Origin of the sequence: Bifidobacterium lemurum, assembly GCF_014898175.1 — a bacterium.
GTDB classification, from domain to species: Bacteria; Actinomycetota; Actinomycetes; order Actinomycetales; family Bifidobacteriaceae; genus Bifidobacterium; species Bifidobacterium lemurum.
The window spans coordinates 2,168,841-2,182,997 of record NZ_CP062948.1; the positions used below are offsets into that span (position 1 = coordinate 2,168,841).

Annotated in this window: 11 protein-coding genes; 5 read left to right on the forward strand and 6 right to left on the reverse strand. The window is 67.0% G+C overall.

Going from position 1 to position 14,157, the window contains the following annotated elements:
- Positions 1–79 precede the first annotated feature (79 nt).
- The 3 genes from BL8807_RS08345 to BL8807_RS08355 form a co-directional block, all read right to left on the reverse strand.
- Complete coding sequence (locus BL8807_RS08345) at positions 80–1,924, reverse strand: FtsK/SpoIIIE domain-containing protein (RefSeq protein WP_083570115.1); 1,845 nt, start codon at positions 1,922–1,924, stop codon at positions 80–82.
- Positions 1,925–2,167: 243 nt separating this feature from the next.
- Positions 2,168–3,556 (reverse strand): LCP family protein, encoded by a 1,389-nt coding sequence (locus BL8807_RS08350; RefSeq protein ID WP_072724008.1) that lies wholly within the window; start codon positions 3,554–3,556, stop codon positions 2,168–2,170.
- A 69-nt stretch (positions 3,557–3,625) separates the two neighbouring features.
- A complete protein-coding gene (locus BL8807_RS08355; RefSeq protein ID WP_083570116.1) occupies positions 3,626–5,062 on the reverse strand; it encodes an LCP family protein in 1,437 nt (478 codons plus the stop codon).
- Positions 5,063–5,318: 256 nt separating this feature from the next.
- Here BL8807_RS08355 and BL8807_RS08360 point away from each other — a divergent pair, with 256 nt between their 5' ends.
- From BL8807_RS08360 to BL8807_RS08370, 3 genes are read left to right on the forward strand one after another with little or no spacing between them, the layout of a single operon-like run.
- Positions 5,319–5,618, forward strand: a complete 300-nt coding sequence (locus BL8807_RS08360) for a WhiB family transcriptional regulator (protein WP_072724010.1) — start codon at positions 5,319–5,321, stop codon at positions 5,616–5,618.
- Between the two features lie 30 nt (positions 5,619–5,648).
- On the forward strand, positions 5,649–8,735 hold the full coding sequence (locus tag BL8807_RS08365; protein WP_072724012.1) for a glycosyltransferase family 2 protein: 3,087 nt from the start codon (positions 5,649–5,651) through the stop codon (positions 8,733–8,735).
- Entirely contained in the window at positions 8,732–10,264 is a 1,533-nt protein-coding gene (locus BL8807_RS08370; RefSeq protein WP_072724014.1) for a DUF5719 family protein, read from the forward strand. Before BL8807_RS08365 ends, BL8807_RS08370 begins: the two co-directional genes overlap by 4 nt.
- A gap of 57 nt (positions 10,265–10,321) precedes the next feature.
- Here BL8807_RS08370 and BL8807_RS08375 read toward each other — a convergent pair whose 3' ends face one another.
- Positions 10,322–10,750, reverse strand: a complete 429-nt coding sequence (locus tag BL8807_RS08375; RefSeq protein WP_072724146.1) for a metallopeptidase family protein — start codon at positions 10,748–10,750, stop codon at positions 10,322–10,324.
- Positions 10,751–10,839: 89 nt separating this feature from the next.
- Here BL8807_RS08375 and BL8807_RS08380 point away from each other — a divergent pair, with 89 nt between their 5' ends.
- On the forward strand, positions 10,840–11,637 hold the full coding sequence (locus BL8807_RS08380) for an HAD-IIB family hydrolase (protein ID WP_094725300.1): 798 nt from the start codon (positions 10,840–10,842) through the stop codon (positions 11,635–11,637).
- Entirely contained in the window at positions 11,604–12,356 is a 753-nt protein-coding gene (locus BL8807_RS08385) for a ComF family protein (protein ID WP_158217114.1), read from the forward strand. Before BL8807_RS08380 ends, BL8807_RS08385 begins: the two co-directional genes overlap by 34 nt.
- On the opposite strand, the gene BL8807_RS08390 is transcribed toward BL8807_RS08385, so the two are convergent.
- Together BL8807_RS08390 and BL8807_RS08395 are read right to left on the reverse strand one after the other, a co-directional pair.
- The gene (locus tag BL8807_RS08390; protein ID WP_072724019.1) at positions 12,346–13,401 is read right to left on the reverse strand and encodes a sensor histidine kinase; all 1,056 of its coding nucleotides are present in this window, start codon (positions 13,399–13,401) and stop codon (positions 12,346–12,348) included. The genes BL8807_RS08385 and BL8807_RS08390 overlap by 11 nt on opposite strands.
- 23 nt (positions 13,402–13,424) lie before the next feature.
- Positions 13,425–14,150: a response regulator transcription factor gene (locus BL8807_RS08395; RefSeq protein ID WP_072724021.1), complete on the reverse strand. Its 726-nt coding sequence runs from the start codon at positions 14,148–14,150 to the stop codon at positions 13,425–13,427.
- Positions 14,151–14,157 lie beyond the last annotated feature (7 nt).

The following is a 14,157-nucleotide window of genomic DNA, read 5'->3' on the forward strand; positions in this document are numbered from 1 at the left end:
CTCGTTTTGTCCTGTATTAGGTAATCATGAACCGGACGGTTTTTCAAGAGGTTTCGCGAGAAAAGAATCGATGTTTTTCTCAAAGGTTCACAAACGCGCACTGCACGACGGCCGCCGAGCCCGCCGAAACCATCACCGCCCGGCCGGGCGTGGCGATGTCGTTCGCGTCGAACGACGCCAGCGACGCGGCCGGAATGCCGCTGACCAGATCGGCGGTGCGCTCTCCGCAGGGGAATACGATCCGGGTGCCGCAATGCTCCGGAACGCGCACATACCGGTGCGAACGGACGGCGAACACGACCGTCACGTCCGGATCGGCCAACGCCGTATGGAAGGCGCCCGCCAGCGGATCCGTGGAGAACGGGTCGAACAGCCGGTCCGCGTCGTCGACCAGCCACACCGGATGCCGTGCGGGAGGCGGCGGGGGACCGACGTCGTCAAAGGAACACGCCGATGCGGCGCGACCGTCGGGCGGTGGTGGGGATCCGACCCGCACCGCGCAATGCTTCGAGACGGCCAGCCTGCGTTCCAGCAAACGCAGTATGGCGCTTTTGCCCCGTCCGTCCGGTCCGATGACGCCGATATTGCCGCGGCCGATACGCAGGCACGCGGGATGCAGCCGCACGCCGTCGTCGGACAGGCCGAACGGCACCGTGATGACGCCGTCCGCATCGACCAATGGCGTGGCGGCGAGCTGCGATTCGCGCAGACGCGCGGGAAGCGGCGCGGTGAACAGCGGCGGCGGGGGAGGAATCCCCGTCATAAGCGCCGCCAAGCGGATCGCCTCGCAACAGCGGTCGATGTCGGCGGGCGCCGCGCAACGCATCGCCGTCACCGCATCCGCGTCGTTGCAGTATGCCGCGCCGGGCAGCGAGGGCGGGATGCGCGCCGCGCGGGAGTCGGCGAGCAGCTCGCGTGACTGCATCTCGTCGCGCACCCTCAGACACAGGTTCAGCGAGATGTTCGCCTTCATGTCGGCGCTGATCTGGCCGAGGGGATTCTGCGTGCAGGCGATGAGATGCATGCCCAGGGACCGTCCCAACGAGGCGACGCGCACCAGCCGCCCCACATAGTCGGGCAGCTGGTCCTTGAGGGCGTGGAATTCGTCGACGACGATCACCAGACGGGCCGGAGGATCCGCCATCGCGGAGAGATCGGCGACGTGATGGTCCGCGGCCAGCCGTTCGCGCCGCCGCAGTTCCGCCTCCAACGCCTCGAGCGCGCGCACGGCGTGTTTGAGGTCGAGGTCGCATACGCCGCCCACGGTGTGGGGCAGTCCCTCAAGCGGCCGGAAGGCCGACCCGCCTTTGAAGTCCAACAGCACGAAGTTGAGACGCGTCGGATCGTTGGCCGCGGCCAATGCCAGGCACCAGCTTTGCAGCAGCACGGATTTGCCCGAGCCGGTGGTGCCCGCCACCAACGCGTGCGGCCCTTGCGCCCGCAGATCGATGCGGAAGACCCCGGACGCGCCGATGCCGACGCATACGCGCATGGTGGGCGGATTCAGCCATGCGCGAACAACATCGCGCCAGGGAAGCCGCCCCCATTCCAGAAGACGTTCCAGCGAGACGGTGCCGAGCGCTCGCATGACGGCTTCTCCTCCGGCGTCGCCTTTTGGGGAATTGATATGCTCCGGCCGTCGCGAGTCGGGCGCGGCATGGCGCGTTGGGGAACCGCTCCGTCCGTCGTCGCCGGCGGAGCTCCACGCGTACAGCGCGGAGGCCGCGCAGGCGATGATGCCGGGCGTCACCATGGTGGCGAGCAGCCATTGGCGTTGCGCGAGCGACGCCGCGAGCATGACGGTCTGCGCCAGCAGGGGCGCGCCCACCGTCGCGAAGGTCAGCAGCCGCCGATGCCGTGCGATGCTCCGCACGCCCTGCCGTCGCGCGACGCGCCTCGTATGGGATCGATGTGTTCCGGACATTCCTCCAGCGTGAACGATGGGAGTGCGTGAGCGCAAGCGGAACGGGGTGATGTGGTTCCAGCCTCGGGGTTATCCACCATATGAGGAGCGGACCGATTGGCCGGATCGCGGGAAGTCGCTGATTCCGATCCGTCCGCGTCCATCCGCAATACCGGGCGGACGGACCGCATATGGCTGTCCGACGGCCGGCGGCCGCCACTGGCGACCGTATGGGAATGGGACCCGCGTCCCAACGGGTGGAGATCAGCCCTGGCTTTCCGCCAACGTGCCGACGGTCCCGGCGGCATGCGTGCCGTCGGCGAGCTGGGAGAACAGTTCCAGGTTCTTGGCGTCGTCGAGCAGCACGGAGGAACCGACTCCGTCGACGTAGTAGTCGGGATCCGTCCAATACACGCTGCCGGACACGCCCTCGTCGCCGGTGGCGCTTTTGAACGCCAGCGCCATCATCAGCATGCTGTAGGGGTTGGTGTCCTCATCCACGGTGATCGAATCCAGACCGGCCTGCGCCACGGACATCACCGTGCTGGGATTCGTCAGGGTCTGCCTGCTGGAGGCCTTGGAGACAATGGCCGAGATCACCTGGCGCTGCCGGGCGTTGCGGCCGAAATCGCCTGTGGCGTCGGCGTATCGCATACGGGAGAACGCCAATGCGGTGCCGCCGTCGGCGGTATGGCATCCGGCCTGCCATTCCAGTCCGGAATACGGGTCGCTGACATCCTCGTCGTAGCACAGCTCGATGCCTCCCAGCGCGTCCACCACCTGGGTGAGCCCGCCGAATTGGATCTGGGCCACATGGTCGATCTTCTGCCCGGTGATCTGCTCGACCTCGCTCACAAGCGCCTGCGAGCCGAAGATCTCGGCGACGGCGTTGATCTTCATATACGTGTCGTCCACGGCGACCAGCGAGTCGCGTGGGATGGAGATCAACGAACTGGCCCCGCTTTTCGGCTTGGTGAGCACAAGGATCGTGTCGGTGCGGAATCCCTGCACATCCGACTCGTCGGGAGTGGTGCCGTCGCGCTCGTCGGAGCCGAGGATCAGCCACGTCGAGGCGGGGGTGTCGGCGGCGTCGGTGAGCCAGGAGGTCTTGTTCAGCCGTCCGTCGACCCAATTCCACGCGCCGAACACCGAAAGCGCCATGGCGACGACCAGCAGCAGCAATACGGTCGCGACGATGGTCGTCGCTTTGGGGCCGCGCCTACGGGGTGCGGACGCGACGTTGGCCATGGATCCCGAGCCCGGGGCGGCCGCCATGGAGGGCGTCGGCCTGGATGCGGGCTGCACGTGGGCCGACGAGGCGCGCGAGGTGCGCGCCGCGCGAGGGGCGATCGATTCCGGAACCGCCGCTGCGGCGGGTCGCTGCGCGGAGGCGGCGGAGCCCGACGACGTCGAAGCCCGTGAGGTGCGTGGCGCGGCGTTGGCTCCGCGCGTCCTGGAGGCGGCCGGCGGAATGCTTTGGGGAGTCTGCCCGCCGCGCGAGGCGCGCGGAGTGAAGCTGGGGGGAACCGGGGCCGATCCCGACTGGGCCGCGCCCGCGGAACCGGCCGAGACGGAACGCTGACGTCGGGACGCCGAGGGGACGAAGCTCGGCGGAATGCTCCGCGGATCGGCGCCGCCTGCGTCCTGTGTCATCATGCCTCCATATGTCCGTCTGTCTGCCCCACTTTTACACGGTCGCGCCACCGCGTCGGCTGCGCTCGGTTATTCCTGCGCAGTAACGGCACATACGGTCACGTTCAGGTAACGGTCGGCGATGCCTATGTATTCGCCGGTGGTCGCGTCGGTGATGGACCCGTTCTCGGGATCGACGATGCCGCCGGTGTCCGGATCGATGAGCGTGCCGTCCTCCAAGGTGATCAGGCCGGTGGTCGGATCGACCTGCGGGGTGGTGTCGGTGGCGCCGGAATCGCCCGTGCCATCCGTTCCGTCCGTGCCGGTGGAGGCGTCGGCGCCGTCGGAGGTGCCGGTGTCGCCCGTCCCGTCATCGGTGGTGGACGAATCGGCGGTGTCGTCCGCGATGGTGATCGGCTTGCCTTCGCGCATCTTCGCCCACAGCGTCTCCGCGTCGGAGGTCCACACGCGGCGGTTGGTGTCCAGCGCCCACTCCTGGACGGGCACGGTCTGCGCGTAGAGATGGGTCATGTCGAAGTCGGCCAGGCTCATGGCCAGACCGGCGAGCGTGGTGGTGTTGGCCAGGCCGCGGCTGATGTTCAGCGACTGCAGCGCGGATTTCGCCAGCTGGTAGAGCTGGCTGGTCTGGGTGAACAGGTTCTTGGACATGGCCTCGCTCAACAGCTGTTTGATGAGGTACTGCTGCCTGGTGGTGCGCATGATGTCGGTGCCGTCGGTGCCGGTGCCGTGGCGCATGCGCGCGTACTGGGTGGCCGTGGTGCCGTCGAGATGGTGCAGGCCGCGGGTGAGCGACAGACCGGTGTACGCGTCCTCGGTGTCCACGGGGATGCAGATGTCCACGCCGCCGAGCGCGTCGATCATGGAGCTCAGTCCCTGGAAGTCCACGACGATGAAGTTCTGGATGTCCAATCCGGTCAGCGAGTTGATCGCGCTCACCGTGCAGCTGGCCGCCGAGGCGAGGTCGCCGCCGACGGAGTAGGCGTTGGGGAAGATCGAGTTGAACATCACGTCGTACTGCGCGGGGATGGTGCCGTTGGAGGTCTCGCAGCTGGGCACGTCCACGATGGAGTCGCGGGGGATGGAGACCAGATTGATCCACGAGCGGTCGGCGGCCACCTGCACCACCATCGTGGTGTCGGCGTTATGCAGATCGGCGGTGTCGTCGGCGGAGCCGCCGATGGCCGCGTTGCCGTCGCCCTCGCGCGTGTCCTGGCCGAGCACCACGAATTCGATGCTCTGGCCGGCGTTCGGATCGATGATCTGCGAACTGGCGCTGTCCCCGTCTTGGGCCAGCATGTCGACGGCCCGGTCCTGGATCGTGCTGTCGAGATCGAGCAGCGTCGCCGCCGTGGCGGTTCCCGCGCAGCAGAGCAGCGCGACGATGACGCAGGCGATGACGGTGCGCACGCGATGACTGACCCGGTATCCCGTGCTGTGCCGCGGACGGGTGGCGTCCAGTTGGTTCAGGTTGGGGATTTCGGCGTCGTCGTTGCTATACGGTGTCACGCTGCTTGCCTTCCTTGTATGGGGATGCACGTCGGCCGGGCCGGTGCCCTGTAAACCATTGAATTGTAAGGCATCCACATGAGAACGGCGTTCAGAATGAGGCAAACTGCGCAGATATTCGCGAAATATTCGCGTGCCCTATATACCACAGTATGCCCGAAAGGGGTGCATCGACACAGGGCGTTATTTGACAAATTCGAACTCACATGTGTGTAATTTAACCGACGAAAAACACGCTCAAGGCAAGGAGGATCGCATGTGGGGTGTGATCGATGAGCCGGGCGACGAGCCGTTGGGCGATCTGTGGGGGTTGTTCGCACCTGAGGGGGATGTGTTTTGGCAGCATAAGGCCTTGTGCTCGCAGACCGATCCGGAGGCGTTCTTCCCCGAAAAGGGCGGATCGACGCGCGACGCGAAACGCGTGTGCGCCAAATGCGAGGTGCGTGAGCAATGCCTGCAATGGGCCATCGAGCATGACGAACGCTTCGGCATCTGGGGCGGCATGAGCGAGCGCGAACGCCGCCGTTACAAAAGAGAACGCAAGGAGCGGGCATAGCGTTCGCCCGGGTGCGTACACTTAAGGGTTATGAATCCGACAGGCAACAGCGATATCCAGCAGGCACTGGCCGACGCCATGGCAAGCCGTCCGTACACGCATCGTCAGGACGTCGACGCGTCGGTGGCGGCCGTCATCACCGTGGAGGAGGACACGCGTTTCCTCACCGCCACGCTCCGCGCGCTGCTGACCCAGACCATGCTGCCCGGCGTGATCGTCGTCGCGGACGCGACCGGCGAGACCTCGCAGCCGGTGCAGGCGAGCTTCGAGGTCATCCACTCTCCCTCGGGTCCCGTGTTGGAGATTCCGGAGAGCAAGCATGTGACGATTCGTATCGTTCGGGCCAAGGGCGCCCGTTCGTTCTCGGACGCCGTCGCCAAGGCGCTGACCCACGCGCGTCTGGAATCCTCGATCAAAGCCTTGTGGCTGCTGCACGACGATTCGAGACCGGCCGATGACCGGTGTCTGGAGAACCTGCTGGAGGCGTGGCACAACGCGCCGGGCGCCAGCGTGCTGGGCGCCAAGCAGCTCGATTGGGAGGGCGAACGTCTGCATGATGTGGGCTTCTATGCCTCACGCCATGGCGTGGAGAGCCTCGTGGTCGAGGGCGAGCCCGATCAGGAGCAATACGACGGCCGGCAGGACGTGTTCGCCGTCTCGCTCGCCGGCGCGTTGGTATCGATGGAGCAGTACCGCGCTTTGGAGGGCGTCAACCCATGGTTCACCACCTTCGGCGAGTCGCGTGATTTCTGCCGTCGGGTGTGTGTGAGCGGTGGACGCGTGGTGGTGGTGCCGCAGGCGCGCATCGCGCACGCCCGCGCGCGCTATGAGGGCCTGCGTTCCCGCGACGGAGAGCCGTTGGACGCCGGGCATGAGACGAACGCCGCGATGTCGGTGAAGCGCGCCGCCCAACGATACCGGTACACGGACGTTCCCAAAGGCCACTGGATCTGGATGTGGCTGTGGAGCGTGTTGCGCGGACTGGGCATGGCGGTCGCCTGTCTGTTCGGCAAGAAGCCTTGGGAGGCCTGGTGCGAGCTGTGTCTGCCATGGCTGGCGTTGACGTCGATCCCCTCCGCGCGCCGCGCCCGGCGTATGGTGGCCAGGCAGTCCAAAGTGGCGATGTCGAATCTGCGCATGCTCACCGTCGACAAGGAGCAGCGCAGGCTGTGGCGCGACCGCAGACAGGCGTTTGAGGACCAAAGCCATGTCGTGCTGCTCAGCCCGCTGGCCAAGGCGCATCTGCGCGCGCGCGTCGTCCGCCGGTGGTCGCTGGCGTTGGCGATGGCGGCCCTGTGCCTGTTGACGGTGGCCGTGATGCATTGGGACGTGCTGCGCGCGGCGTTCTCCGACGGTTCGCTGTACTCGGAGTCTCTGCTTTCCACCGACGCCACGTTCGGCCAGTTGGTGGACGCCGCGACCACGCCGTGGGTGTTCGGCGCGGGCGCGGGCATCCCCGCGCCGCCCACGCCGTGGCTGCTGGTGCTGATGGTCGCCTCCATATTCACCGTGGGGCATGTGAACGTCGCCCTGACGATGATCTTCTTCTTCGCCGCCCCGTTGAGCGCGTTGTCGTTCTGGGCGCTGGCCGGCGTGTTCACCCGTTCGGATGTGGTGCGCACGCTTGGCGGGCTGATGTGGTTCTCGCTGGGGCTGAGCATGGGCCTGTACGCCGAGGCCAACCTCGCGATGCTCACCGTGATGGTGTTCCTGCCCGCCGCGTTCGCGTTCGTGTTCCGCGCGGTCGGCATGTACCACACCGAGGATATGGTCAAGCCTCGCCCCTCCGTGCAGGCGGCTGCGATATCGGCGTTGTGCTTCATGCCGGTGGTGGCCGCCGAACCGCAGCTGCTGCTGCCGTTGGTCGTCTCCTTCCTGGTGTTCCTCGTCTTCGTGCCCGCCCGCCGCGTGCGGCTGCTGCTGATTCCCATCCCCGCGGCCTTCGTGGTGGCGCCGACTCTGACCAATGCGGTCCGATACGCCGACGAGGGCGCGTGGCGTCAGATCTTCGGCGACATCATGGATCCGTCCGTGGCGCTCAACGGTTCGCCGTCCGCCTTGTCGTTGGCCGACGTCGTGCAGCGCGCCTTGGGGTGGAACATCGCCTCGCTCTCGCCTTTGGATGTGATGTTCACCGCGGTGGCCGCGGTGGTGGGACTGCTGGCGGTCGCCTCGCTGGTGCTGCCGTTCGCGTTGCGCGCCTCTCGTCTGATGTGGGTGGTGACCGTGACAGGAGCGGCGTTGTGTCTGGTGTCGACGCGCGTGACCATTCAGGTCGATGCGGACGGTTCCGTGGCCGGCTCCGCCTTGCCGGGAATGGCATTGGCCGCGTTGGGATTGTTCTCCTGCGTGTGTTTGGTCGCGGGCGGCGCGGTGAAGCGTTTCTACGCCCTGCACGCGCGTTCGTCGCGGATCGAGCCCTCCGGCGCCGCGTCCGCGACGGCCATCCGTGTGGGACGCGCCGTGCTGGCGGTGGTGCTGGCCGCATGCGTGGCCGTGCAATGCGCGTTCGCCGTCGGGCGTCTTGACGACGCCACCGTCGGCTTCTCCACCACGTCGCTGCCCATGGTCGCGGTGGACTATCTGGACAGCGGGTCCGATCATCGTGTGCTGGCGTTGCGCGCCCAGGAGACGAACGCCGTCGATTACACGGTGATGCGCACGGGTCGGGGCGATCTGATCGACAGCTCCCCGGCGCAACGCGTGCGTGAGATCTCCGGAACGAGCGACCAGGCCAGTCTGACGTTGGCGCAGGCGTGCGCCAGTCTGTTGGCCGACGTCGACTCCGACGCCATCGAGCAGATCAGCGCATTGGGCATCGGCGGTGTTTTCGTCGTGGCCTCGGACGACGACGGCCGAGACGCCTACGACCAGCTCGTCTCGCATCTGACCGCCTCCGAAGGCACCCAATCGCTGGTGAGTTCCGAAACCGGCACGTATTACCGTCTGACGTTGAACGACAGCGCGACGCAGAACATCGACACATCCTGGCAGACACGCACCCAATCCAGTCCGTGGCGGCTCGCATGGCTGATCTGCCTGGGTCTGGTGAGCGCGCTGTACTGTCTGGTGGCCCTGCCCAGAAGCCGTCGCATCCGTCTGGAGGAGGAAGCATGAGAAAAGCGGCACGTATCGGTTTCGGTCTGCTGACCATGCTGGTGATCCTCGCCGTCGCCGCGGCGTTGGTGCTTCTGCCGGGACCGTCCTCCTGGGTGGACGACACCAGCTCGGCGAACGGCGCCGCCGTGTCGCACACCGTCAGCCCCACGCAGTTCTCCTCGTACTGCCCGTCCCCGATGAATCTGTCGGATACGGAATCCTACGGCGACAGCGCCTACCAGGCCTCCGTGGGCAACCAATCCTCAACCGCCCGATACGCGGCGTTCGGTTCGGTGTACCGTTCCACCATCTCGCCGTTCGCGACCGATGACGACGAGGCGGATTCGCTGTCGTTGGAGAGCGCCGATCTGGCCGACTCCGACACGGTGCTGGTGGACGGCGAGGAGCTCGCGCAGAACGCGGCGAGCCGACTGATGGACACGCGTCTGCTGGAATCCGGACAAGGCGTGGGCGTGGCCGGCGCGCTGGCCTCCCAAGCCACCGAAGGCGATCTGAAAGGCGTCTCCGCCGCCAGCTGCGTCTCGACCGACCTGAGCCACTCATTCCTGCTGACGGGCACCGTCACCGGCACCACCCAACAGCTGATCGTCGCCAACCCCTCGTCGAAGGCGACCACCGTGGACGTCCAGGCGTGGGGGAGCGACTCCAGCGGCGCGCTGACCCTGGCCACCTCGTCCACGTTGACCGTGCCGGCATACGGCGAAAGCTCCATGGATCTCGCCGCCGCCGCGAGCGGACAGGACGGCCTGTACGTGACCGTCTCCAGCGAGCTCACGCCGGTGGCGGCGGTGGTGCGTACGGTGTCGATGGACGGCTTGGATTCCAAAGGCTCCGATTTCGCGATGCCGCTGGGCGAGGCGAGCGCCGTCTCGGTGGTGCCGTCGATCACCCAAGGGGACGAGACCACCGCCTACCTGTTCTCCTCCGAAGACACCGACGTGACGCTGTCGTGGGTGGATGAGGACGGTTCGGAACAGGCCGAGGAAGTGGCGTTGGAGGCACAGCGCGTCACGGTCGTCGATCTGGGCGAGGCGCCCCAAGGCGCGTTGGCGTTGGCAGCCGACGCCGAGACCGAGGTGAACCTCGCCGTCGCCACCACACGTTCGGGCGCGGACAACCAGGCCGATTTCGCGTTGACCAACGCCGCCCATCCCGTGGAAAGCTCCGCCGTGGCGCTGCCCGACGGCATGGCCGCGCGCGTGACGTTGGCGAACACCTCGGATGAGGCGCATACGGTGACGCTGCACATCTACGACGCCTCGGGCGCGAGTTTGGGCGACCTCGACATCGAAGTGGGCGCGAACGCCGCGGAGTCGCTCACCGTCGATGATCTGACCGATGGCGACGGGACGGCGGCCGTGCTGGTGCTGGACGACGAGTCGCATGAGGTCGGCTGGGGCGTGCTCCTGTCGAACCCGGCCGTGGACGATGCGGATATGGCCGGACTGGCCACGTTGGAGGCCACTTCGCTGATGCCCCAGCAAACGCAGGTGTGGGCCCGCTCCCAGAGCGGAATCGTCCACTAACAGAAGCGAATCATCCGCCGGCGCGTTCGTCGAACGGCGGCGCCGTGCCGTCGCGGCTCACATCCCCCAGTCGGGATCGATCTCCTCGGGGCGGCGTCCGTACAGCTGGGCCAGGCGGCCCACCAGCTCGTCGCGGATCGCCCACTGCAGTTCCATACGGGAAAGCGCGTGCGTCTGCAAAGGCAGACGGTAGAGCACGATGCGCGCGGGGATGCCGTGCGAGGCTGCGAAACACTGCGAGGTGGGGCGCGGCTCGATCTCCCAAGGCGCGGGATCGGACGGCGGCACATCCTCCACGGCGAACTGCACGGGACGCACCAGCTGCGGCCATGCGCCGTTCAAACGGCGTATCTGCGCCGCCACCATATCGTCGAACATACCCGATCTGGTGCGGTAGCGCGGCAGACGGGTGCCGAACATCGGGGTGCGGGTGCCCCGTCCATGGCGGTTGCGATACACACGTGCGTTCCAAGGCGGCTCAAACATGCCTTCCACCATAGGACAAGGCGGCGGCATTGCGTTACGATACTGTCATTGGCCGTTGCATGACGACTCAGGAGGAGAGACCTATGGCGGTGGTTGTCTCATCGTGGAGAGACTGCGATCTGGATGCCGTCTGCGCTCGTGCGAAGGTGTTCGGATTCGATCTGGACAACACGCTCGCCACATCCAAGCAGCCGATGTCGCCGGCGATGGCGCGGCGTTTCGCGGCGCTCACCCATCTGACCCCCATCGCGCTGATCTCCGGCGGCAGCTACGGCGTGGTCCGCCATCAGGTGCTCGACGCGTTGGACGCGACCGCCGAACGCGCGGACCTGCATGTGATGCCCACCAGCGGCACGCGCTACTACCGTTGGAACGGCGAGGAATGGACGCTGGTGTACGACCATGACCTGGGCGAGGCCGACCGCGCCGCCATCATCGCCAGTCTGGAGCGTCGGGCCCGCGAGCAGGGCGCGTGGGAGAGCCGGGTATGGGGAGAGCGCATCGAGGACCGCGGCAGCCAGATCACGTTTTCCGCGTTGGGCCAGTGGGCGCCCGTGGAAGCCAAACGCGAATGGGATCCCGACGACACGCGCAAACGTCGTCTGGCGCGGGCCGTGCAGGCGGACCTGCCCCATATGCTGGTGCGCACCGGCGGCATGACCAGCGTGGATGTGAGCGAGCCCGGCACGGACAAATCCTATGCGATCGCCTCGCTGGCCGACAGACTCGGCATCGAACCCGGGCAGATCGCGTTCATCGGCGACCGTATGGATCCGGGCGGCAACGACTATCCGACGGCGCTGGCCGGAGCGATGGCGCTGCGCGTGAGCGATCCGGAGGATACGCTGCTGTTGTGCGACGAGCTGATCAGCCGGCTCGGTGGCTGATGACGGGCCTGGGGGAGGCGGTGCGGCGTTCGGCCGCCGCGGCGCGCGATCTGATGCTGCCGCGCGGATGCGCCGGATGCGACCGCCCCGACCAGGTGCTCTGCGACGACTGCCGCGCAGTATTCCAGGGATGCGAGCCGCGGGTCCTGACGGGTTGCGCGATGGGTGGGGCCATGGCCTGCGCGCCGTATCGCGGCGAGACCCGCCACGCGATCCTCGGATGGAAGGACCACGGCGACGAGGAACTCGACGGTGTGTTCGGCGAGCTGCTGGCCGATCTGGCGCAGCGCGGCGGTCTGATCGCATGGTGCCGTGGACTGCCGGCGTCGGACCTGCCGGTGTGGGTGGTGCCGCTGCCGTCCTCGTCCCGTTCGATGCGTCGGCGTGGGCGGCACCATACCATGCCGTTGGCCAAAGCCGTGGCCGCCCGTATGCGAGCGCAGGGCGTTGACGCGGTGGCGGTGGCGGCGCTGCTCAGCACCGCCACGGGAGGCCGGAGCGTGGAGCAGGGCAACGCCGCCGATCGGGGACGGCGCATCGGCGGCCATATCGTGTGCGACGACTCCTATGGGATGCGCGGCCGCGTGGTGGTGCTGGTGGACGACATCATCACCACCGGCGCCACCATGCGCCAATGCGCGGCCGTGGCGGGCGACGCCGGCGCGTGTGTGGCGACCCTGCTGGCGTTGGCGCAGACGCCGTCCGCCGCTACTCGCTGATGTGGTATTTCGGCAGTGTGATCTCGAAATCGGCGCCGCGCGCGTCATCGACCACTTTGACGGTGCCTCCGTGCAACTGGGCGGCCCACCGGGCGATGGACAGGCCCAGTCCGGTGCCTCCCGATTCGGTGCCGGGACCGGTTTTGCCTTTGACGAAGCGGCGGAAGATATCCGAACGGTCGGAGACGGGGATCTGCGAACCGAAGTTGATGACGTTCACCACCACGGTGCCGTGCGTCTCGTCCTCGCGGGCTTCGACGAGCACCGTGGTGCCGTCCGCGGAGTGCTTGAGCGCGTTGGCGATGATATTGGTGAACAGCTGGCGCAGACGGTCCTGATCGCCCTCCATCATGATGTCGCCGTCCACGCGCATGCGGATGTCGTGGGCGTGCCCCGCGTCGGCGATCTCCAACGGCTCCACCGTCTCGTCGAGGAACTCGCCCACATCGAAGCGCTCGATGTTCAGACTGGCCGCGCCCGCCTCCATACGGCTCAGATCAAGCAGGAAGGCGATGAGGTCGGACAGGCGGCGGGTCTGGTTGAGGATGCTTTCCATATTGGCCGGCGTCGGTTCCACCACGCCGTCGGCCATATTCTCGACCATCGCCTGCAGGGCCGAGACGGGGGTGCGCAGCTCGTGGCTCACATTGGCCACCATATCGCGGCGCATCTGGTCGGCGTGCTCCAGCTCCTCGGCCATCTCGTTGAAGGAGCGGGCCAACTGGCCGACCTCGTCGTGCCGTGTCGAATCGAGGTCGACGCGCACGGAATAGTCGCCTTCGGCCATGGCCTCGGCGGCGTCGCGCATCTGGCGCAGGGGAGCGGTGAGGCCGCGCGAGAAGTAGTAGGTGAACGACAATGCGACCACCAGCGTCAACGGCATGGCGATCCATCCGCTCCAGCCGAATTTCAGCAGGAACCAGCACATCGCGAAGGCGATGGCCGTGGCGGTGACGATGATGGTGGCGAGCTCGAGCTTGAGCGAGGAGAACAGCCCGAGCGGGCGCACGGGCTTCATCCGTGCGCCCGCTCGGGGAACGCGCATATGTGGCTGCTTGGTCATGGACTTCAGTCGGCCACCGGCGGCTCGAAGGCGTAGCCCACACCGTGCACGGTGCGGATCGTGTCGGCGCCGAGCTTATGGCGCAACGCCTTCACATGCGAATCGACCGTGCGGGTTCCGGAGGCGTCGACCCAATCCCAGACCTCCTCCAGCAGCTTTTCGCGGGTGAGCACCGACTTCGGCTTGCGGGCGAGCGTGGCCAGCAGGTCGAACTCGGTGGGGGTCAGATGCACCTGCTCCCCGTCCACCGTCACGATGCGCTGCGCGGGATCGATCACCAGAGAACCGAAATCGAGCAGCTTCTCGTTTTCGGAGTTCTTGGCGATCACCTTCGCGCGCTCGACACGACGCAACAGCGCCTTGCACCGGGCGATCAGCTCGCGCATGGAGAACGGCTTGGTCATGTAGTCGTCCGCTCCCGCGCCCAAGCCGATCACCTTATCCGCCTCATCGTCACGCGCGGTGAGGATGAGCACGGGAACGGGCCGATCCGCGACGATGCGCTTCGTGGCCTCCAATCCGTCCATCACCGGCAGCATGATGTCCATGATCACCAGATCGGGGCGGAGCTGGGACGCCGCCTGCACGGCGCTGGCGCCATCGCCGGCGACGCGGGCCGTCCAGCCCTCGGCGGTGATGCGCTGCGCGATGGCCGTGGCGAGCGTGGGCTCGTCCTCGACCACCAGCACCGTGCGTGGGGTCATGTTCTGATGCGCTGTCGTGTTGAGCATATTCATG